This is a genomic window from Ihubacter massiliensis, assembly GCF_024125305.1.
Lineage (GTDB): Bacteria > Bacillota > Clostridia > Peptostreptococcales > Anaerovoracaceae > Hominibacterium > Hominibacterium faecale.
The window spans coordinates 4161987-4183732 of the sequence record NZ_JAMXVH010000001.1 but is presented as its reverse complement, the minus strand read 5'-3'; the positions used below and the strand labels follow the sequence as shown (position 1 = coordinate 4183732).

At 47.4% G+C, this 21746-nt stretch carries 20 protein-coding genes and 1 tRNA gene; 2 read left to right on the top strand and 19 right to left on the bottom strand.

All coding sequences use genetic code 11. From position 1 onward, the window contains the following. Window positions 1-68: 68 nt before the first annotated feature. From NIA71_RS19175 to NIA71_RS19145, 7 genes are all read right to left on the bottom strand, one after another. Window positions 69-1169, bottom strand: a complete 1101-nt coding sequence (locus tag NIA71_RS19175; protein ID WP_148397716.1) for an NAD/NADP octopine/nopaline dehydrogenase family protein — start codon at window positions 1167-1169, stop codon at window positions 69-71. A 15-nt stretch (window positions 1170-1184) separates the two neighbouring features. Further along, entirely contained in the window at window positions 1185-2330 is a 1146-nt protein-coding gene (locus NIA71_RS19170; RefSeq protein ID WP_148397715.1) for a hypothetical protein, read from the bottom strand. Window positions 2331-2876: 546 nt separating this feature from the next. After that, window positions 2877-4316 (bottom strand): L-serine ammonia-lyase, iron-sulfur-dependent, subunit alpha, encoded by a 1440-nt coding sequence (locus NIA71_RS19165; protein WP_253021219.1) that lies wholly within the window; start codon window positions 4314-4316, stop codon window positions 2877-2879. Beyond that, window positions 4313-5458, bottom strand: coding sequence for a sigma-54 interaction domain-containing protein (locus tag NIA71_RS19160; protein ID WP_227754680.1), 1146 nt, complete (start codon window positions 5456-5458; stop codon window positions 4313-4315). The genes NIA71_RS19165 and NIA71_RS19160 overlap by 4 nt, the downstream gene beginning before the upstream one ends. Before the next feature lie 108 nt (window positions 5459-5566). Beyond that, a tRNA-Sec gene (locus NIA71_RS19155) sits at window positions 5567-5663 on the bottom strand. Window positions 5664-5787: 124 nt separating this feature from the next. Beyond that, window positions 5788-7092, bottom strand: a complete 1305-nt coding sequence (locus tag NIA71_RS19150) for a glycine/betaine/sarcosine/D-proline family reductase selenoprotein B (RefSeq protein ID WP_148397712.1) — start codon at window positions 7090-7092, stop codon at window positions 5788-5790. 19 nt (window positions 7093-7111) lie between these two features. Continuing rightward, window positions 7112-8389, bottom strand: a complete 1278-nt coding sequence (locus tag NIA71_RS19145) for a glycine/sarcosine/betaine reductase component B subunit (RefSeq protein WP_227754681.1) — start codon at window positions 8387-8389, stop codon at window positions 7112-7114. A 321-nt stretch (window positions 8390-8710) separates the two neighbouring features. Here NIA71_RS19145 and NIA71_RS19140 point away from each other — a divergent pair, with 321 nt between their 5' ends. Beyond that, window positions 8711-10081: a sigma-54 interaction domain-containing protein gene (locus tag NIA71_RS19140; protein WP_253021218.1), complete on the top strand. Its 1371-nt coding sequence runs from the start codon at window positions 8711-8713 to the stop codon at window positions 10079-10081. A 276-nt stretch (window positions 10082-10357) separates the two neighbouring features. After that, complete coding sequence (locus NIA71_RS19135; RefSeq protein ID WP_415270822.1) at window positions 10358-11746, top strand: citrate/2-methylcitrate synthase; 1389 nt, start codon at window positions 10358-10360, stop codon at window positions 11744-11746. 244 nt (window positions 11747-11990) lie between these two features. Here NIA71_RS19135 and NIA71_RS19130 read toward each other — a convergent pair whose 3' ends face one another. From NIA71_RS19130 to NIA71_RS19075, 12 genes are all read right to left on the bottom strand, one after another. After that, window positions 11991-13073, bottom strand: coding sequence for a BMP family lipoprotein (locus NIA71_RS19130; protein WP_253021217.1), 1083 nt, complete (start codon window positions 13071-13073; stop codon window positions 11991-11993). Window positions 13074-13083: 10 nt separating this feature from the next. Continuing rightward, the gene (locus NIA71_RS19125; protein ID WP_148397709.1) at window positions 13084-13890 is read right to left on the bottom strand and encodes a carbon-nitrogen hydrolase family protein; all 807 of its coding nucleotides are present in this window, start codon (window positions 13888-13890) and stop codon (window positions 13084-13086) included. After that, entirely contained in the window at window positions 13883-14524 is a 642-nt protein-coding gene (locus NIA71_RS19120) for an NUDIX hydrolase (RefSeq protein ID WP_148397708.1), read from the bottom strand. The genes NIA71_RS19125 and NIA71_RS19120 overlap by 8 nt, the downstream gene beginning before the upstream one ends. After that, window positions 14505-15404 (bottom strand): DMT family transporter, encoded by a 900-nt coding sequence (locus NIA71_RS19115; protein ID WP_148397707.1) that lies wholly within the window; start codon window positions 15402-15404, stop codon window positions 14505-14507. The genes NIA71_RS19120 and NIA71_RS19115 overlap by 20 nt, the downstream gene beginning before the upstream one ends. 135 nt (window positions 15405-15539) lie before the next feature. Continuing rightward, window positions 15540-15962: a hypothetical protein gene (locus NIA71_RS19110; protein WP_148397706.1), complete on the bottom strand. Its 423-nt coding sequence runs from the start codon at window positions 15960-15962 to the stop codon at window positions 15540-15542. A 117-nt stretch (window positions 15963-16079) separates the two neighbouring features. Continuing rightward, window positions 16080-17099: a molybdopterin-binding protein gene (locus NIA71_RS19105; RefSeq protein WP_148397705.1), complete on the bottom strand. Its 1020-nt coding sequence runs from the start codon at window positions 17097-17099 to the stop codon at window positions 16080-16082. Window positions 17100-17201: 102 nt separating this feature from the next. Further along, entirely contained in the window at window positions 17202-17894 is a 693-nt protein-coding gene (locus NIA71_RS19100) for an ATP-binding cassette domain-containing protein (RefSeq protein ID WP_148397704.1), read from the bottom strand. Window position 17895: 1 nt separating this feature from the next. Continuing rightward, entirely contained in the window at window positions 17896-18558 is a 663-nt protein-coding gene (gene modB / locus NIA71_RS19095; RefSeq protein WP_253021216.1) for a molybdate ABC transporter permease subunit, read from the bottom strand. 5 nt (window positions 18559-18563) lie between these two features. Then, window positions 18564-19361: a molybdate ABC transporter substrate-binding protein gene (gene modA / locus NIA71_RS19090; protein WP_253021215.1), complete on the bottom strand. Its 798-nt coding sequence runs from the start codon at window positions 19359-19361 to the stop codon at window positions 18564-18566. A gap of 99 nt (window positions 19362-19460) precedes the next feature. Then, window positions 19461-20507 (bottom strand): 23S rRNA (adenine(2503)-C(2))-methyltransferase RlmN, encoded by a 1047-nt coding sequence (gene rlmN, locus NIA71_RS19085; RefSeq protein WP_253021214.1) that lies wholly within the window; start codon window positions 20505-20507, stop codon window positions 19461-19463. Between the two features lie 8 nt (window positions 20508-20515). Then, window positions 20516-20908 (bottom strand): hypothetical protein, encoded by a 393-nt coding sequence (locus NIA71_RS19080; RefSeq protein WP_253021213.1) that lies wholly within the window; start codon window positions 20906-20908, stop codon window positions 20516-20518. A 127-nt stretch (window positions 20909-21035) separates the two neighbouring features. Further along, window positions 21036-21641 carry a VanZ family protein gene (locus NIA71_RS19075; RefSeq protein WP_253021212.1) on the bottom strand — a complete coding sequence of 202 codons (606 nt, stop codon included), beginning with the start codon at window positions 21639-21641 and terminating at the stop codon, window positions 21036-21038. Window positions 21642-21746 lie beyond the last annotated feature (105 nt).

The window sequence follows — 21746 nt, the reverse complement described above, 5'->3', positions numbered from 1 at the left end:
AGAAAAAACAGGGCTGCTGCATGAAAAGCGATTTGCTTCGTGCAGCAGCCTTAATCGTTGTCAGGTGATTATTTTGTGCCAGTCTCGCAGTAGGTCTTCATTTGTTCCTTTGTCAAGTCGGTCAGCCCCAAGTCTTCCAAGGTCACTCCCTTTTCCCACCAATCGATTTCGTGGAAAACAGAATAAAGATTGACAATGGAATCGATCGTCGGCGTGGGGACTCCCACCGCCTTTCCAATACAGGACCATGGGACAAGGCCGCAGGGAGCATCTTCAGTCAGATATCTGCTGAAAATGTCGTTGGGGCCCCCGATCGGCGTAAGTCCGATGTCTCCATGGGCGGCTCTGTACAAATCCTGCCATTCATATTCTTCTCCCCGCTCTTCAATATGTCTGATATTGGGGAAACAGTGGAATGGATTGATGTCATATCCCAAAGCTTTGGCGATAGCTTTTCTCTCCTGGTCCAGCCGCATATCGATCTTAGTCGCAGAAGGAGTGAACCCGTGCTCATACAAATAAAAGTCGTTGTTCTTATATTCGATAGGGCCTGCGTTGAGAATGCAGGGACCGCTGTGCAGCGCGGGATTTATCAAAGCCAGACCGCATTCCATCACATCGTGGAAGGTGCCGCAAATGTCGAACATGTCGTTAAGTTCAGGCATTAATTCAGCTTCAGCTGTAGTCGGCAGAAAGCCCAGTTCGATTTTATCCAGTTCCAGAATATTTACTTTGCCCGGTTCGACCAGCCTGGCATCGTACATCAGGTTGTTGGCGTCTACCAGCACAGGGCATGGGTCGCTGCCAATGATTTTTTTAATCTTAAGTGAAGCAAATGCTCCCGGAATGGAGACGATTACCTGATCAGAAGTAACCTTTCCTTTTAATAACTTGGCATAATCGGCATGGGCAAAGGCTGGTGTCAGGATTACGATATACTTGACGTCTTTAATGGCTTCTTCGATATCATCGGTCACCATATTCATTTCAAAGATTCCCTCGATGACACCAATGGATGAAACCGTCTTTGTTTCAAACACCTTTGTCATGTTTTTTTTGAACCTGGGCATTTCATAAAGATTGACCAGGTAGCCTCTGTTTGTCAGATCCGCGGCCAGAGCGTGAGCTCCGTTTCCACCGCCTAATACCGCTACAACTTCTTTGTTCATAGTTTAGCCTCCTAACTATTTTTCCGCCGTTTTCTTCTCTTCCTCATCGTGGGCCGGAAGGGGTTCTCCCGATTTCATTCCCCGAATCAATTTAATATCTCTCCAAATGATAAAGGCGAATTCAATAAATCCAACGTATCCGATCAATGGGTAGATATAGTTAATCAAACGTTCAAATGGCAGCTGTCCTCCGAAAAAGCCCAGTACTGCGATGATCAGGCAGATAACAGCAAATTTTACGGTCTTTTCCTTTGCCAGACGGGAGGATACGGACCACATGAGAGGAACGGCCGTGGTAAAGATGGCAAGAACGAGAATAATTGCGTAGACGACGCCGAATATAGGTGAAAGCTCCTGTGCCATGGTTAAGGCTGGTATGGACATTTCTCCTACAATATCGATCTGGGAACCTTCGGCCAGTACTAAGAATAAAGTGCCCACTGTGAATAAGACATTTCCTAAAACGGTTCCTGTGATGACTTCTGTCTTGTTCTGCGCCTTGGAGCCCATGGCTGACATGAAGGGCAGGCACATTACAATGTTCCACAATGCATACAGTACCCCTGACATGAACCAGCTGCTGGAAGCGAGCAGGACGTCGTGGGTATTTATGTAATTTTCCCAATTTGCAAGATCAATGCCTTTTGTAGCTAAAACGCCGATTGCCATGATCATGGTGACGATGATGATGGCCGGCCCGATGAAACCGATGGTGTCAATAACTCTTGCCAGTCCCAGCAATACCACTGCTGTTACAACAACGGCGAAGACCAGGCATCCCACCCAGTTGGGGGTTCCAAAAAGCTGATTAAGTGTTGAGCCGAATCCGGCGATCATAATTACCAGGGTGAGGAACATGAAAATTGGGATAAACCAGGATAAAAATGCTCCCACATATTTTCCGCATAAGTTCTTATAAGAGTTCAAACCTTGTTCATCCTTTGATTCATTGCCAAGGTTCATGATTGCTGCCGCTGTCCAGGCTCCGAGTAAACAGTTTACCACCATAACTCCGATACCTTTTGCCAGTCCATAATTTGTAAAATACTGCATAATTTCTTGTCCTGTGGCAAACCCCGCTCCGATGAGGAATGCACAGAATGCACCGGCAAGCTTAATTACCATGCTGATGCGAACTTCGCTTTTTCCGATTTTTAGCATAGCCTTTTCCTTTCTTTACTATCTCTCACATATAAAATAACGATTACATTAGTAATAACCGCAATTCATATGCCAACGGAGCAAAATAGAAGATATTTTCAGAAAATTGCCTTGCATCCCTGAAATTTAAGGGTTTTTACTGGTTCGGACTTTTGGGCATTTTTCACCAAACGCCTTGGATTTTCCTTATTCTTCTTTGCAGTTTTACAATAGTTGCAAGAATGCACCGCTTCCTTCAAGCAGGTGTTTGGAGATATAGTGGATAAGCCAAGGGCCCCTCGCTGGCCCATTCTGCTTTGAGTCAAGCAGAGGAGCTGCCGGGTTATAAAAATCTGATTCTTTTCATTTTTTGTATCAAAATTATAGCTTGGAGAGGGTTGCTGCTGCGGATTTTCGAGTGAAAGAGGCGTTTTTTTGAGTTTTCACAGGTTTTGAGAAAATTGGCCTTTATAGGCGTTGAAAGCAGATACAAAAATTCAAAATTGCCGGTTTTTATACCAGATACCAGGATTTACTCCATCGCAGGCGAGCTGGCCGGCTGATCCCCTACCGGAGTTTGCTGCAATAGCAAACTCCGTAGTCGTTAATGGAATAAAGCTTTTCTCCGGTCCTGAGGATTGTCTGCGCCATTTCATCCAAGCTGACCAAGGTGTCCAGCCCGGCCATGGCGCTGTTAGCGCAGACAGCTGCCGTGGGAACGGCCGTCATATTGCGAATAAAGCACGGCACCTGCACATATCCGTCGATGGGATCACAGAGAAGCCCCAGCAAGCTCTGTGCACCTAAGACAGCAGCTCTCTCAATGGTCCTGACATCATCGGTCATGAGAGATGCCAGCGCCCCGGCAGCCATGGACACGGCGATACCGATTTCCGCCTGGCAGCCCAGATCGCCGGAATAATGGGTAGGGTAATAAAAGGTACCGATCAAACCGGCTGTCAGCAGCGCTTTTCGTTCATCCGCCTCAGACAGTCCCAACGCCATTGCCGAATTTCGGATGGCGGGAACGATAATGCCGGAAGAACCGCCCGTAGGCATGCACACAATCGTTCCATGGGCATTGCTGTATTCCATGATCGCCAGAGCTTCCGGTGCAGCCGCCGATGCCATTCCCAGGGGGATTGCTCTGCCGCTGGTGTAAAAATCAGCTGCTTTTGAAGCCTTTGGCGTAGTAACGCCTTCAAAGCCCGCGACTCGATAGCCCTTTTCAATCGCATCGATGGTCAAGTCATATACCTTTTGACAAAGGTTCCATACGGCTTCACCCGGCAATCCGCATATGGAAGTTTCGTAATCGATGGCCGCCTGCCAAAGACTGATTCCCTTTTTCTCAACATAGGCCAGCATACCCGCCGCCGACTCAAACGGCGGCCGGGAATTTTCCACAGGAAGGATTTCATAGACCGGATTTGTAATGCTGTACCAATTCACACGAGGGTCCTGTTCCACTTCATCGATCAAAGACTGATCGAAGGGTCGGGTGGATGGGCGGCAGGTTATGCCTTGATCGTTTGTTTCAACAATCAGGTAATAACGCTTGCCGTCAATGGCAACAGCCGCGCCGTTAATTCTATCTATAAAGATTTCGCCGCCGCCCAAGGAGGCCGCAGAAATGCACAATCTGCGCCGGGAATTTTCAATGGTTATGATACTGAGTTCTGTTGGAATTGAGGAAACGGAATCATTGAACTCCACTTCAACCGTCATCCCCTCCTTTTGGGCGTCATCGTAGGCCCGGTTAAATTGATAGCTGTGCAAATCCTTTCCTAAGATGCCGCCGATGAATGCCTTGTCGCTGTGCATCCCATAAAAAGTCTGGCTGTAACCGCCCTTCTCCGCCATTTCAATTTTCATGCCCGCGGGCGTTCCGCCCAGCATCTGGCGCAGAAGTTTTCCAATACGAAACGGCCCGCAAGTATTGGAACTTGATGGGCCGGGGGTAACGGGAGACAAGACGTCATTAAAAATGCTCGGATATGCTTTCATCGCCTGATACCTAACCTTTTCAGTTTTCTCGTTAACGTAGATTTATCGATGCCCAGTGTCTTGGCCAGCTCCGCAGTCGTTTTGCATGTACCCATTCTTGCCTCAATGATCCGCTTTTCATATGCGTTCATTTCTTCTTTTAAGGTCATTTTCAGAGAGGATTGAAACTGCTCCTCAATCTGTAAATTGGAAAAAAGATCGGTTAAATCTCCTTTTTCAATCTGTTCCTTCTGGTTAACAATCGATAAACGTTCAATCATGTTCTCCAGCTCGCGGACATTTCCGGGCCATTTATATTTTTCCAGCTCCTTCCATGCCTCATCGCTCAGGTATTTGTTCTGTTTATAGCGCTGGTTGCATCGTTCCAGAAAATACTCCCCCAGCGCCCGGATATCCTCTTTGCGGCTTCGCAAAGGAGCAACCGTGATCGGTACGATATTCAGCCGGTAATACAAATCTTCCCTGAAGGTTCCAGCTTCCACTGCCTGCAGCAGATCCGTATTGGTGGCTACGATGATCCTGGCCTTCACCGGCAGGTAATCTGTTCCGCCGATTCGCATCACTTCCTTCTCCTGCACCACCCTTAAAAATTTCACCTGCAGGGACATGGGCAGAGAATTGATTTCATCCAAAAAGACCGTTCCCTCGCCGGCCGTTTCAAACAAACCAGCTTTTCCCGTATCCAGGGCTCCTGTAAAAGAACCGGCTTCGTATCCGAACAATTCGGATTCCAGCAGTTTTTCAGGAATGGCCGCGCAGTTGATATCGACAAAAGCCTTGTCCTTTCGGTCGCTGTTCATATGAAGCAGCTTGGCGACAAAGCCTTTTCCGGTCCCGGTTTCCCCCTGGACAAGAACCGTCGTATCCGTAGGCGCCACGGCTTCGATCAGCTCAATGGTTTTGCGCATGGTGCTGCTTTTGAAAATAAAGTCCGAGTCTTTATAGTTCAACTCATTTTCCGATTTGCCTTTGTACGCTTGATGATATTTGAAAATTTCCACAGGTTGGTTTTTGCTGAAGTCCTTCAGCTCATCCAAGCTTGCTGCAACGGCGATCGCGTTCTTTTCTTGATTATAAACAACGAATTTTTTATCCATCTCATCGATGAGAGAAATAAATTCTTTCCTGTCAATCTTCTCCATTCTTTTCACCTGATTCGCCCATAAAATACAATATGTGCCCTATAACGGAGCACATATTTCTCAATCGCATATCAACCTCATCAGCAAGCAATCGCTTCGCATAAGTTTTGGCGGGAGTATGTGGGAATCGAACCCACCCAAGAAGCTGCTAACTCCTCAAACTGGTTTTGAAGACCAGAGGGCACACCAGCACCCATCTACCCCCATAAATCGCTTCCATATTAACATAAAAAATAGTTTTTTTCTATATTTTGCGACAAAATTATTGAAAATGTGTTCCTGGTTAAAACATACGGAGAGGCTCTCGCCCCTCCGTATGTCCTTAAATGCTACATGTCTTTTCCGAAAATCGTTTGTTCGGTCACTGGGACAGCTGTCGTTTTGATCGCCTTTTCGCAAAGCTGAACTCTGGCTTCCAGTTCTTCTTCTTTGGAAAGGTTTGGATAACCAGCAGGATGCGGAATCGCTACAGCAGCATAGATCCGGTTTGCTCCTACTGAATATGAAATTGGACAAATCGTGCAAAGATGTACGATCGGGATACCCGCATCGTCGATCTGCTTAACTAACGTTGCACCGCAACGTGTGTCAGTTCCTCAGGTGGAGGTGAGCAGCGCTGCCTGAACACCGGCATCCTTCAGATGCTGAGCCATTTCTTTGCCATATCTTGTGGCTTTAGCTACGTCCATGCAGTTGCCCACTGTAACCAGCATTTTGTCGTATAATTCACCGATAACGCCTCTTTTTTCCAACTCTTTAAAAGCGTCATAGGGCAGAATTCTAGTTCCCCAGTCATTGCCGTATACCGGGTCATATCCGCCGTGAGCGACTTCGCCCTTAAAGTTTTCTGCGCTGCCGCCGAAATCTTCAATGGAGTACGCGCACCATTTGGATGCGGATAAAGCTTCCAGGTGATCCGGGTTGCCGACAGGGACCATGCCGCCCGATGTGAGGATGGCAACTTTGGCCTTGGAAAGATCCGCAACAGGGGCGCTGGGAACGATGTGATCGAATTTGGGCATTTCAACCTCTGTAGTGTAGGGCTGTCCCAAAGCTTTGGCTACTGCCATATCGACGGCTCTTTCGGCTCCGCTCTTATCTCTCCAGCATGGTCTTCTGATGCCTCTTGGGAAATATCCCTCTTCATCGGGAAGGCCGATTTCTTTTCCTTCGGCAATTTTGTTGGCAAAGGCCGAAATCTTTGTCAAGGCGTCCTTCATATCCTTGGCTTTTGTTCCGGTTGGGAAGATATATCCGTATTTTTTGTAGAGTTCTAAACCTGGATTTTCTTCGTTGAGGGCGGAAATAGCGATGATCTCTTTTTCAAAAGCGATCTTGCATACGCCGCCGCATGCCATACCGTAACGGCCGGCGTTGAATCCCGGACCTGCGAACACGATGTCGATTTCTTTTTCGTCTAAAATTTTAGCCAGCTCTTCTTCAACCTTTTCCGTATTTTCTACAAAATAGTTGTCTCCGCAGACGACTGTGTTAACGATTTCAATATCCTTTAACATGTTCTGCAGAACGTTTCCCGGTCCAACTGTACCTTCTCTTAATTCGAGAGGGGCGTAAGCGGAATCTTCACCGCCAAGCTGGCCGAAAAACTGATTGATGTAATGTAACGCTCTCATTTTCAATTTTCCTCCTTCTTTAGTACGGCTCTGTGCAGTAATATCCGTTTGCGGAATTGCTTGCTGATCCCATAATTACCAGAATACCGACTTTGATCTTTCCGTCGCCGACTTCACAGTCATCGGGTGAGCCGGAAAGCAGATGCAGCTGTTCTCTGTAGCCGATGTTCTTTTCCATTTCAGGCAGCTCGATGATGCAGTTGTCGTTGCCGGTTGTAATGACAGCCGTGGCTTTTGGAGAAGTGTTTGCCATCGGCTCTGAAGTTCCGTCAGGACCAGGATTGTCGTGGAGCACGATAACGCTGGCCATATCCCGTTCTTCCGCTCTTTCGCAGATGAGCATCAGGTCAGCTTCCGGATTTCCGCCGCCTTCCTGGCTGATAATGATGCTGTCCGCCAGGCATGTCTGAGCCAGATTTACCGTTACCATAGCGTTTCTTTCTTTTTCAGCCAAAATGGTACTGATTGGGGATGCGATCAAGCCGCAGAAATCCAAATCAACGCCGTGCCTCTTGTACAGCTCTTCGATGATGGCGTGATTCTGAATGTCATAGGTCGTATTTTTGTCGCTTGCCGTTACGCAGTTGCCGGAAACGATGGCGCCGTCAAAGACTTCGTTGGGATGCAGCAGCTGTGCGTTGAGCTGAATGGCGTTGAGACCGTAAACATAGTTATCATGCAGCAGGCCCTGGGCCATGATTAGAAACGCATATGCCACCTTTGGCAGTTTTTTCGCCGGGTCCACCGGATCTCTTCTGTAAGTCTTTACCTCGTCTGCTTCCACATCCAGGCCCGCCTTTGCTAAGTACAGGGACGCTTTCAGTCCCAGCATACGGATCTCGGTTTCGTGTTCCGCCGGTGTAATGCCGTCGATCGGATCAGCCACAACAACCACATTGATCAGTTCTGAAAATCTGCAGTATTTTGTTGCCGGACCCGACATATCGATGATTCCTTCCTGGAAACCGATAATCTTGCCGCATGTAGTTACACAGCAGCCTCTCAATACTTTTGTTGTTCCCTCCCCGCAGGATGTATAGCCGTCTAATACGCCGGGGAAAGCCCTTTCGGTTTCCACCTTCACTCTTGGCTCTATTACATCTTTCACAGGAATTATTCTTGTTGATTCACCTGGTTTTGCAATGTCAACATCGATGTTTATCAATCTGTCTGTCTTTATCGTATCGATAAGCTCATCCTTGTTAACCGTTAACACCCCGTTTTCGATGAACGTTTTTTCACCGAAAACGACATCTTTGATATGGATGTATTCCAGGTTTAAGCTCATGTCCTTCATTGGATTCCAACCTCCTATATTATTGTTTGCCTATAATATAAGCATTTCGCATGCCAACTGCGCTCTTATTGACAGAAAAAATATTAACCAGCCCTGACGCCATCTATTTTCAATGGTTTCGTCGGATACTTTATTTTTTTCATTCTTTTTCCAAGAGCGACAATAGGCATAAATTCTTTCTCGATTGTTGCCGCTTTACAACCAATGCAAAAATGCACCACTTTTCTTTTTATATTGATTATATCTATAACGTTATATTATAATTATATAAATTATCAATGTATATAACTAACGTTTATCCACGAAAACGAGGAGAATACTATGAACACGTTCAACGAAGAAGAATTTCAGGGGTTGTTAAATTGCATACAGGACGGCGTCTTTATAACGGATGGGATCGGAACCGTAGTCGCATGCAACGATGCTTCTTTAAGTTTTTGCTATTCTAAAAGAGAGAACCTCATTGGAAAAAATATGCGGGATTTGGTCGAAGAAGGGTTCTTTGACGATTCCGTTGCTTTAAAAGTCATCGAGCGGAACTCTACGGTAACCGAAATGCAGAAAAGTTTGACGGACAAGCTGGATCTGCTGGTAACTGGCACGCCATTCTATAAAGACGGGAAAATCTCTTATGTTGTAATCACGGAAAGAGACGTTACGGAATTGGGCAAACTGGAACGCAAGCTGAATCAATTGAAGGAAATAACGGAGAAAGATCTATATTACCAGGCGAGTATGCCCAACATTAAGTCCGAGCTGGTGTTTGAAAGCCCTGTTATGCTGGATTTAATCAGTATGGTCGCGCGAATTTCCGCCAGCGATGCCACGGTCCTCATTCAAGGTGAATCCGGTACAGGCAAAAGCTTGATCGCAAAATTCATTTATCAGAACAGCTTGCGAAAGGATAAACCCTTTGTAGAACTGAACTGCGGCGCAATTCCTGAAAATCTCCTGGAATCGGAACTCTTTGGATATGAAAAGGGCGCTTTTACCGGCGCCAACAATAAAGGCAAGATCGGCTTGTTTGAAATCGCCAACGGCGGCACTATTTTCTTGGATGAAATCAGCACCATACCGCCCCACCTTCAAGTAAAAATCCTTCGCGTATTGCAGGAAAAGGAAATTATGCGGGTTGGCGGCACCAAGTATATTCCCATTGATATCCGCATCATATCTGCTACCAATTCCAACTTGGAGGATCTGGTAAAGAGCGGTGAATTTCGAAAGGATTTGTTTTACAGGCTGAACGTATGCTCCTTTACTATGCCCTCATTAAAAGATCGCAAAGAGGACATTGCCCCTTTGTGCGAATTTTTTCTGGAGAAATTCAACGCAAAATACAGATGCAACAAAATTTTATCTTCCTCAGCGAAAAAAATACTCCACTGCTATAATTGGCCGGGAAACATCCGGGAATTGGAAAACATCATGGAGCGGATCGTGATCATTAATAATGCCGATATTATATCCGGAGAAAGCATTTCCACCCTTTTCCCAATGTCCAATCTGGAGTCAGCCAATCATAATAATCCGACGGTTATTGACCTGAAGTCGGAAATGGACAATTTTGAAAAAAACATTATTTTATCAAAAATGAAGTATTGCAAAACCATTACCGATCTGGCCGTCAGCTTATCCATCGATAAATCAACAGCCACGAGAAAGCTTCAGAAGCATAAAATTAAATTGTAAGGCCGCCGGCGGGGAATCGCAATTATTTGCAATTCTTCCTCCTTTCTATGAGGGAGTGGAGCACCACCGCCGCTCCGGCCGCTGTCAACAGAATTCCAAAGATGCGGAATGGCAGATTCAGCGTAATAAGGACTTTTTGGTTGTCATGGGGATGTTTGGAATGAGGAATAATATTTACGTTTTATCTTCCAATTACTCCTTTTACATGATATAATATTATTCTTATATGTGACTAATTTGCACATAGGAAAGGAGTTATTCGAATTGTTAGAAAGAATGAAAAAGAAACGTGAAGCTAGGCTTTCTGCTAGCAATGATCCTTCCAATTTTATTCATAAAATGGCCCGGGAACTCGAGGAAAAAGACTCGATTGACAGCGAGCTTTTCATCAAGCACAACGTAAAGCGCGGACTGCGTAATTCCAACGGTACTGGTGTAGTCGTAGGCCTTACCAGAATCGGAGAAGTCCTGGGATATTCCGTCAATGAAAATAAAGAAAAGGTCCCAATGGAAGGAAAGCTCTATTACAGAGGCTACAGTATCGAAGAGTTGGTGCAAAGCTGCATCGAGGAAGGCCGTTTTGGTTTTGAAGAAGTTACATATTTGCTTATATTCGGACAGCTTCCTACTCAGAAACAATTAAATGATTTCAACGCCCTTTTAGGCGAAAAACGAGAGCTTCCCGTGGGATTTGCCAGGGATATGATTTTAACCGCACCTTCCAGGAGCATCATGAACAAGCTGGCCCGGAGCGTGCTGGCGCTATATTGCTACGATGACAACCCGGACGACACTTCCATTGAAAACGTTCTGCGCCAGTCCATAGACCTGATCGGATACTTCCCCACGTTGATTGCTTATGCCTATCAGGCCAAGTCATCAACCTTTGATAATAAGAGCCTGCATCTTCACTATCCAATTCCGGAGCTGAGCACAGCGGAAAATATTCTTCGCATGATCCGTCCTACGGGACAGTACACCGATTTGGAAGCAAAGCTTTTGGATATCGCGATGATTCTCCATGCGGAGCACGGCGGCGGAAACAATTCTTCTTTTACGACCCATTTGATTTCCTCCTCCGGCACAGACACCTATGCCACCATTTCCGCGGCAGTCAGCTCTCTCAAAGGGCCGAGGCACGGCGGCGCCAATATTGCCGTAATCAATATGATCAATGACCTGAAACGCAATGTGAAAGATATTACCAACCACAAACAGGTGGAAGATTATCTGGTCAAGATTCTGAAAAAGCAGGCCAACGATAAGAGCGGCCTTGTATACGGTGTGGGCCATGCGATCTACACGCTTTCCGATCCCAGAGCCAAAGTTCTGAAAGGTATGGCCAAACAGCTGGCTGTAAGTAAGGACTTGGTGGACGATTTTATGCTCTGCGATTTTATTGAGAAAAAAGTACCGGAACTGTATGCGGAAATAAACGGGGTTGAAAAACCGATGCCGGCCAATGTGGATTTGTATTCCGGGTTCGTTTACAGCGCCCTGGATATCCCCACCGATATCGCGACCCCGCTCTTTGCCACCGCCAGGCTTTCCGGCTGGTGCGCCCACAGACTGGAAGAACTCATCGCCGGCAAAAAGCTGATGCGCCCGGCATACAACTGCGTGCAGGAGCACCTGACTTACAAGCCGATCAAAGACAGAAAATAACGGATTTAAATTTGAAAAGTGTCAGGCTTCGCCTCATAAGGATAACGATCCTGAGAGAAAGCGGCCATTGAAAAGGCGGCTACTATCGCAATCCTTGCGCAAACCATCCACTATTGACAGTTTTCGGCCTCTGATACGGCCGCAGCAACGGCATAGATTTTCGGTTCCTTCTCGTTTCAACGCTTTGCGAAATTTGTATGAAAAAGGGACTGTTCGCATTGGACAGCCCCTTCTCTCATCCATATCATTTTTCTATCTTCACGTTGACCCGATCGGTGGCTAAAGCTCCGGCATCCTTGATATCTTCCCGCTTAACGGTAACCGCTCCGTCCGCCAGCTTTTTATACAGCTGATCATAGTCATCGCTGCTGAACTTGTTCATTGTAGATGGGTTCATCGCCAGACCGACTCCCTGTGTTTTGGCATCTAAGACAATCACCTTGCCTCCGGCAAATTCATTATCTTCGTAATACTCCCACAGAATATCGCTGATCGCCGGGCGAATATTTTTTACAGCAGAAAAAATAACCGTCTTTGAATCCTTGCTCTGATCCAAATCCACACCGATCACCCGGCCATGCTTTTCTTCTGCAGCCTTCATAATGGAGCGCCCGGCAGCGCCCGCGCCGGCAAAGATCACCTCAGTACCCTTCTCATACCAAGCGGCCGCCTGGCTTTGTACTGCCTCATCCTCGTTAAAAGTACCAGTATAACCATAGCAGACTTGAATTCCTGCAAGGCTGCTTTCCTTTGCCGCATCATCCGCACCCTGGATAAAACCATACCCAAATCGCTGAACCGGAGGCTCTTCCTTCCCTCCTAGAAATCCCAATTTCTTATATCCCTCTTTTACTGCGGCATATCCGGCCAGATACCCGGCCTGCTCCTCTGCAAAGGTAATGGCTGTCGTATTTTTGCGGACCTCCGCATCATTTCCTTCCCCATCCTGAGGACGGCCGTCGATCAGTGCAAAGGAAACCTGCGGATATTCGGATTGAGCCTGATCGATGGTATTGCCAAAGGCCGAACCCGCGGCAATAATGATCTTTGCGCCTCCATCCACCGCATCCTTCACAGCCCGCAGATAGCCGTCTGTCGTATCCTCAGTAGTCAAATATGCTTTATAGGAAACTGGCTTTTCTTCCACAAAATCTTCAATTCCGTCCCATACGGCCTGATTGAAGGCTCCATCCTGAATGCTGTTTGTATCGGTCACCATAGCGATCTCGTAGGTCACCGGCTTTTCTTCCGCCTTCTTGCCGCAGCCCGCAAGTCCGGCAACCATCAAAGCCGCTATCAAAACAGCCCATACTTTTTTTGTTTTCATCCAAATCCCCCTATTTATAGATCTCTTCCCTCCGATGTTTCAGCAGAGGCAGCTGCTGCCGGATGGCTTCTACATAATCCAAATCAATATCGCCATACACGATCGTCTCTTTTTCATCCGCCTTGGCCAAGAACTCACCCCACGGCGTGGCAATGCAGGAGCTGCCGTAAGCTTGATAAACGCCTTCCATGTCTCTGGCCGGGGATGCTGCAGCAAAATACACCTGATTATCCAGCGCTCTGGCCCGCATGGTCAAATCCCAGTGGGCCGGTCCTGTGGTCAGGTTAAAGGCGGCGGGAAGCACGATCAATTTTGCCCCCATAAGCGCCATTTTCCTGGATAATTCCGGAAATCGCACATCGTAGCAGATGGCTACACCGATCTTGCAGTATTCCGTATCGATGACCGTACACTGATCGCCTGGGCTCAAGGTATCGGATTCCATAAAACGAATGCCATCCTTGACATCAATATCGAACAAGTGTACCTTCCTGTGCTTTCCGATCAAATTGCCCTGCCGGTCAAAGCTGAAGGATGTATTATATACTTTATTGTCATCCAATTCGGAAATAGAACCTCCGATCAGATAAAGATCGTTTTCTTTTGCCAAGTGGGAAAGAAAGTTTACCGACGGGCCGTCTTCCGGTTCTGCGTAATCCCGGAAATAATCGTTAGAATAGGGACAGTTCCACATTTCCGGCAGCACCGCCACCTGAGCGCCTTTCTCAGCCGCCTCAGCCACCATAGCTCTGGCCTTCTCTTTGCTTTCCTCTTTATCCATAGAGCCCATCATCTGACATAATGCGATTTTAAACATTTTCTGCCTCCTGACTTTTCAGAACTTCTATAAAACTTCTTGTTATCCTGCCTGTAAGCCCCCATATGACCCTGTTCTCAAACTCGTAGATGGGTACTTCCGTATCGCCTTTCCGCCAATGATAGCCTTTGGAAAATTTAATCTTTTCATAAGGAAAATCATCCCCTACCACCGGTTCTACCTTCATTTTGTAAACAATCGGCTCATGCTCCAGAAAATAGCGGAGCGGGACCAGAAAGATTTCCTTGACTTCTTCCGGGTTCAGCGCCGGTTCAGACAGACTTTCTTCCTTTATAGTACCTAAAAAAGAGAACATTGTAAAGTTGCTGTAGGTATAAAGTGTATCCAGCTGGCCGATCACCTGAATATCATCCCCGCAAACACCCAGCTCTTCCACCGTCTCCCTTACTGCGCAGGTTTGGAAGGATTCGCCCGCCTCCACCTGTCCTCCGGGAAAACAAACCTCTCCCGGCTGCCGCTTCATATGTTCGGCTCTCACCTCGTATAAAAGACAAAGCTCCCCGTCCTTTTGGACCAGGGGCACCAGCACGGAAAAAAAATTATGCTTTCCGATGGCCCGGGGAGTTCGATTGTTCATAATATCTTCAATTTTTTCAAGGGTGATGGTCTTCATTTAACTGCGCCTCTTTTCGCTTTCCTCTTATATTCAGATAGGATGCCGCCAAGATTAAAGCAATTCCTATGTATGTGTTCCAGAGAATGGATTCTCCCAAAACGATCACGGCCATGACCGGTGCAATGGCGGGTTTGAGGAAAAATGCAATGGAACCGGTCGTTGCATCTGACAGCTTGATTGCCATGAAATAGCAGTAATAGCCCAGGCCTGTGACAAAGATGCTGATATAGGCCACCACCAGCCAGTTATCCACAATTCCTGAAGTAATGGGCCGGCCCATAAAGAGCATAACCACCAGCAAAACCAGGGAACCCAAAATAAAGCTGATGCTGGTCTGAGCCATAATGCCCATTTTCTGCACGCTGATCTTGCCGGCCACGGTGTAAAGTCCGAAAAAGAGAGCAGCAAGCAGCATGAGGATTACGCCCAAAACCGTATTTCCCTCCTGCATGTGCCAAGGCTTCACCATGAATATGATGCCCAAAAGCCCGATCAAAAGTACAATTACATTATTTTTTGTAAGTTTTTCTTCTGTCATAAAGTGAGCAAAGATCATGGTGAAAAGAGGGTTGATGGAAATCAGAACCGATGCGGTGGACGCATTGGAATGCATGACGCCCATCTGGAAGAAGAGCATGCTCAATGGAATGCCAAGAACGCCCACATATAAAAGATAGGCAAAATCTTTCAATTCCAGCTTTACATGATTCCGCTTTATTTCCGCGATGGCGAAGGGCAGCAGCAAAAGGCCGCCGATCATGAAGCGGAGAAAGGTCAGCTGAAACGAATCCATTTCGCTGCCGGCCAGCTTGAGGGCCACTTCCATGGTCCCGAACAAAAACGCGGTTAAAACAACAAAAAAATAAACCTTCTTCATTTTTTTCTCCAAACTCTTTATGTCATTGAAAACGGCGGTGATAAAACACCGCCGTTTTTTGCTATGTACAGGTTAAACCTTCCGCTCTCCCAGCCTGGCTGGGATCTGCGGCATCAAGATTGCCCGCGGGCTGAACTAGTTCAAAATCTCACAGTCTGTAAAGTCAACTCCGATCATTTCTTCTTTTTCGGCGCTCAGGCTGGCTACGAACTCAATATCGTAGTTCTTGGAAATCTTTTTAATTCTGTCAATAAACTCGGGGAGATCGCCCAATGTGACGTCCGCATGCTTTAAAATACTGTCGATGAACATGGTCTCGATATCGTGATCGGAACTGATAATTCCGTAAATAAATCCGATGTATTCATCGCTGTTGGTAATGTATTCAAAATCTTCCATGCAGATCACCCGAATTCTGTGACTGAGATCATAGGTTAATCTGTGATTTTTATTTATAAAAATGACACTGCCGTTACTTTCTTCAACTTTGTCATTTGCTAAGTCGATCATCTGTTTTGTTTTGCCGCTTCCCTTATGTCCAATTAATAATTTCACCATAGCAAAGCCCTCCCTTTTCTGTACTTCGTGATTGTTTATGTTGAAATATATTATACACTACCCGGCCATTTGGGGCAACAGCAATTCTTAATTTATTTCTGCTGCAGGCTGCTGCTGTTAAGCTTTTCCGTATCCGCAGTTGGGGTAAGTACATTCCTTACAGTTGAGGCAAAGTCCCCCGTGACCCAGCTTTTTAATATCTCTTCTGGTGATCACTTCTCCCGCCAGCAGCCTGGGAACGATCAGGTCGAAGACACTGGTACGGCTGTACATCACGCATCCGGGGAGTCCCACTACTGGGATATCATCGATATAAGAGAGCATGAACATGGCCCCCGGCAGCACCGGAGCCCCATAGGTAACGATATAACCGCCGGCTTTCTTGATGCCGGAAGGAGTCCGGTCGTCCGGATCAACCGACATGCCGCCTGTAACTCCGATCATATCCACGCCCATGTCGATGAGCTGGCGGATGCAGTCCGCGATCATTTCCTCGTCATCATCGGCGAAAAGCTGTTTGACCACCGTGCTCCCCAGGTCGCCGAATTTTTTTACCAGCACAGGTCCGAACGCATCTTTGATTTTGCCGCTATAGACTTCGCTGCCTGTTGTAACGACGCCGATTTTCAGATTGCGCAGCGGCTCGATCTGAATCAGCGTTCCCCGTTCCAGAACACCTTCCGCCTGTTTGACCACCGCTTCATCGACAAAGAGAGGGATGACTCTGGTACCCGCCAGCTTCTGCCCAGGTTCTACGACGATGTTTTCGTGGATGCTGGCGAACATGATCTCATCCTGATCGATGAGGTCGATCAAAAGCTCGCTGTCCACTTTCAGCAGACCGCGCTCTTTAGCGATCAGTTCAATTTTTCCTTCGCTGGGCTCTGTCAGCCGGATTCCCGGACCTGCAGCTTTTTTCGCAATCCGCAGGGCAGCTTCATTTTCATGAACATCCGTATCGTCTTTTTCCACCACATAAAGATGCTTTTTGCCCATGGACAGGAGCACGTCGATGTCTTCTTCTTTAATTACATGTCCTTTTTTAAATTTGGGTCCCTTGTACTCGCCCGGTATGATCTGGGTAAGATCGTGGGCAAGGACGGTTCCGACCGCCTTTTCTACTTCAATTTCCTTCATTTTGTGTAAACCTCTTCTTTAATAATAATTTGCAGAATTCCGAGCCTTGCCGGGCCCGGACATAAATAACATTTTTTCAATTACACAGCGCCAAAGATCGGATCAGCAGCACTTTTCCGGCTCTTTTTCATCGCCGGCCTGCCGCATAAGACGCCCTTCCTTCATGAAAATCCGATGGTCGGCGAACAGCTCGCTCTCCCGGGGATCGTGGGTGATGAGGATCGTAGGGATTCCCAAATTTTCCTTAAAGGCCGCGAACTCTTCGTAAACCACTTCCTTGGTTTTCACATCGAGAGCGGAAAAGGGCTCGTCCAGGAGCAGCAGTCTAGGCTGGGTGACGATGGCCCTGGCCAGGGCCACCCGCTGTTTCTCCCCGCCGGAAATATTGGCCGGATAACGCTTTTTCAAATGGGTGATCTGGAAGGTTTCCATGATATAATCGGCATAATCGAGTAATTCTTTCCGTTTGCTTTTATCCCGATATTCTTTCTTGTTTTTAATGCCGTAAATCACGTTTTTTTCCACGGTCATATTGGGAAAAAGGGCGTAATTCTGGAACAAGTAGCCGATTTTCCGATCTTTCACCGGCACATTGACCTTGTCGTCGAAAACCAAAGTATCCTCAATCAACACCTTGCCCTCATCGGGTTCTTTGAGGCCGGAAATGCAATTGAGCACCGTGGTCTTTCCCGCCCCCGATTCACCCTGGATCACCAGAACTCCCCGGTCAAAGGAATATTCCACATCCACGGAAAAACGGTCCAACTTTTTTTTCACTTTAAAATATGTACACATATCACACCTTGCAATTCTTCTTTTTCAGCCAGGCATTGAGGCCGAATATCATGAGAAAACTGAACACGGTCATAACCATCACCAGGGTATTGGCCTGATCCTCTTTTCCCGTTGCCACCGCATAATAGATGGCCGTGGGGATAGTCTGGGTCTTGCCCTCGATATTTCCCGCCAGCATCAGCGTCGCCCCGAATTCGCCCAGCGCCCGGGCAAAAGTAAGGATGATCCCGCTGACCACTCCCGGCCTTGCAAGGGGAAAGACTACTGTCCAAAAGATCTTCCACTCGCTGCTTCCCAGAGTGCTGGCCGCAAGCTCATACGTTTCATCGACGCTTTGGAAAGCCGCTTTCACATTTTGATACATCAAAGGCAGCGCCACCACGCAGGCAGCGATAACGCAGGCAATCCAGGTAAAGACTACCTGGATCCCAAAGGTATCCAGCAGAAAGGCGCCCAGAGGGCCCCTTTTGCCGAACAGTTTTAATAACAAGTAACCGACAATGGAGGGCGGCAGGATCATGGGCAGGATTATCAAGGTTTCCCAGACGCTTTTGAGCGGTACCTGCTTCTTCGTCAGAATATAGGCGAAGAATACCCCCAATATGAAGGCAAATATGGTTGCGATCGAAGCAACTTTTAAGGATAATAAAATCGGACTCAGCATGCTGGTTATTTTACCGTAAATCCGTATTTTTCAAATACGCCTTTCGCATAATCTCCCTGAATAAACGTATAGAACTTATTTGCGGCCTCCTTCTGAGGAGCGTCTTTTAGAAGGGCCGCCGGATAAACGATAGGATCGTGGAGGTTGTCGTCCACTTCTGCTACAATCTTGCCTTTCTCTTCCTTGAGCATCTTGGCGTCGGTCATATAAACAAATCCGCAGTCCGCATCGCCGGTCTCCACGTAATTTAGAACCGCCCTTACATCCTTGGCTTTTACGATCTTGCTTTTTACTTTATCAGCAATTTTCAGGTTATCAAATACCTGTGTCGCATATTTTCCTGCAGGAACCGTTTCCGGCTCACCGATGGCGATCTGCTTTACAGCGTCGGTAGTCAGAGCGTCCATTGACACTTTATCCGCCGCTTCACTGGTGGCAATCAGTGTTAAAGCATTGCCCAGCAAATCCTTGCGGGAATCCTTGTCAATCAAATCTTCTTTTTCCAAATCATCCATGTTGGCCTTGGATGCGGAAATAAACAGGTCGCAATCCGCTCCGCCTTTGATCTGCTGAACCAAATCTCCCGATCCCGCATAGCTGGTTAGGATCTTGTCGCTGCAATCCTTGTTGTATTCTTTGATAATCTCATCCAGCGCGTCGGTCAGGCTGGCTGCTGCCAATACGGTGACATCCACGCCTTCATCCTTCTTTGCCGAATCGTCACTTGAGCTGCCGCAGCCTGCGAACACGCATGCGGTCAGCAGCATCAGCGCCAACAGCAAACTAATCTTTCTAGCTTTCATAATGTGTCTTCCTCCTGTGTGTATAAGTGCTTTGTTCATTCACATGGCGTTAGAATACCACACTTTGGAAAACAAGTCTGTTGGCCGAACAACATTTCCTCAATTTTTTTCCAATTCCCCCAGGCGCAGCTGTCCGCAGGCGGCATCGATGTCCGCCCCCAGTTCCCGCCTTACCGTGGCCGGAATTCCATGCTCCTCCAGGTAAGCGGCGATTTGCAGGGCATGATTGCGGTTGCTGCCAGCCATACCGGTTTCTGTCACTTGGTTAAGGGGAATCAAGTTGACGTGGCAGAGCATGCCTCGAAGCCTTTTGATCAAGAGATCGATCTGCTCTTTTGTATCGTTTTTGTCTTTTACCAGGGCATATTCAAAGGTGATCCGTCTGCCGGCAGCTTGGGTGTAATCTCTGCAAGCTTCCAGCAAGGTTTCTACCGGGTAGCGCCTGCAGATGGGCATCATCCCTTCTCTTGTCTGATTGTCGGCGCTGTGGAGGGAAACAGCCAGATTCACCTGCTTCAAATCTTCGGCAAACTCCCGGATCCGGGGCACGATTCCGCAGGTGGATACGGTGATATTCCGCAGGCTGATATTCAGCCCTTCCTTTTGGTGGACGTTCTCGATAAACGCCTTCAGGTTGTTATAGTTATCAAAGGGCTCTCCCGTTCCCATGACGACAATGCGGCTGATGGTTTCACCGGTATCCTTTTGGATGGTCAGAATCTGATCGGCGATTTCGCCCGGGGTCAAATTCCTTCTCAGCCCGTCCATCCCAGACGCGCAAAAACGGCAGCCCATTCTGCACCCAGCCTGAGAGGATACGCAGATGGAGTTGCCGTATTTATACTTCATGAACACGCTTTCGATGGTATTTCCGTCCTCAAGTCCCAGCAGATATTTGCGGGTTCCGTCTTTGCGGGAGTTCTGCACCCGCAGAATCTGCAAGGTGCCCAAATATGCGTGTTTCGCCAGCTTCTGCCGCAGGTCCTTGGAAAGATCGGTCATGTCTTCAAAGCTGCTGGCGCCTCGGTATATCCAGGAAAACACCTGCCTGGCCCGGAACGCTTTTTCTCCCTGGTCAAGAAAAAAATCTTTCATTTGTTCCAGCGTCAGGTCCTTTAAATTGGTTTTCAATTTTTGTTCTAACATAAATCTCCTCAATATAATCCTTTATTCCTGCTCAGCCGCTTCCGTTCATTTACTGTCTGCTTTTGAACCTCGTCGCGCCAGCGGGGATGGTAAATATCCAAGTATGCCTCGATGTTGATCCAGTCGTTCTGCGGATTTTCCGAAGCGATTCCCGGATAAAACCGTTCAATATATTCTTTCATCAGAATCTGGGAAAGGTGCTTTAGTCTGCCGCATGACTCCGGGCAGACGGTTTCGCCGTAGCCTTCTAAGATGGTGATAATCATCGGTATGTCATAGCCGAATTTGATGGCGATGTATTCCAGGTCTCTTCCCAGCGCCACGTAATGGTCAAAGATTGCCAGATGATCTTTTGGGGGAAGCTTTGCCGCTTCTCTGAGCTTTGCGATCGGTGCACTCATGGCTGGTCCTCCTTCCGCTGCCGGTTCTCTGCCAGGCAGTTAAATCGTTCTGCGGCTGTTTGCCGGCATTTCAGACTTTATTATACTACGAATCGGCCGCATGGTATAGGAAGTTTTTTCAGGAGTCTTAAAGGAGCAGCGACCATACCCACTCGGATAAAAGCGGCTGAATGGTGAAATTGATCAAAAATACCAGAGAGCACAGGATCATCACTTCTCTGCCTTCTTTTTTGTCCGCCCTCGCTTTTCCTCCGATACGCTTTCCGGCAATTATTTTTACAATCAGAAACCCGATGAGGGCGCCGGCCGTGTTGGCGATCAGGTCATCCAGGTCGGTTGCCCGGAAGTTGAACAGCTGCATGAATTCGATAAAAAAGGAAAGGCCTCCTCCCAGCAAAAGGATGTTTGTTACCCGGCCCAGCTTGTCCCAGATCAAAGGCGCCAGTATTCCCACCGGCATGAATAAGATAATATTGAGGAAAAACTGGACCGGGCTGGCCAGCATTCCGTCGAAGGGGATCAGGTTGACCGTTGGGTCCAGGTTAATGCGCCAAATAGAGGGAATCCCTGTAAGGGCAAAGATTTCCGCCAGGCCGCAGCCAAAAAGCACCACCAGCCATCGGTGGCCGCAGCCGGCATCTTTGCGGCATGCCCGCTGCCAGCACCAGATGACTGGTACTACGAGACTTGCGTTGATAAGACTGTCAATCAATAGACTGGTTATGGTAGACATAGCTTGCTCCTTTTCTCGTTTGTAAACAAATATCGTTATCATTAGCATAACAGAAAAACTTTGTAAGAAAAGGCAGAAATTATTAAGGTTGTTTTAGAAATCTTA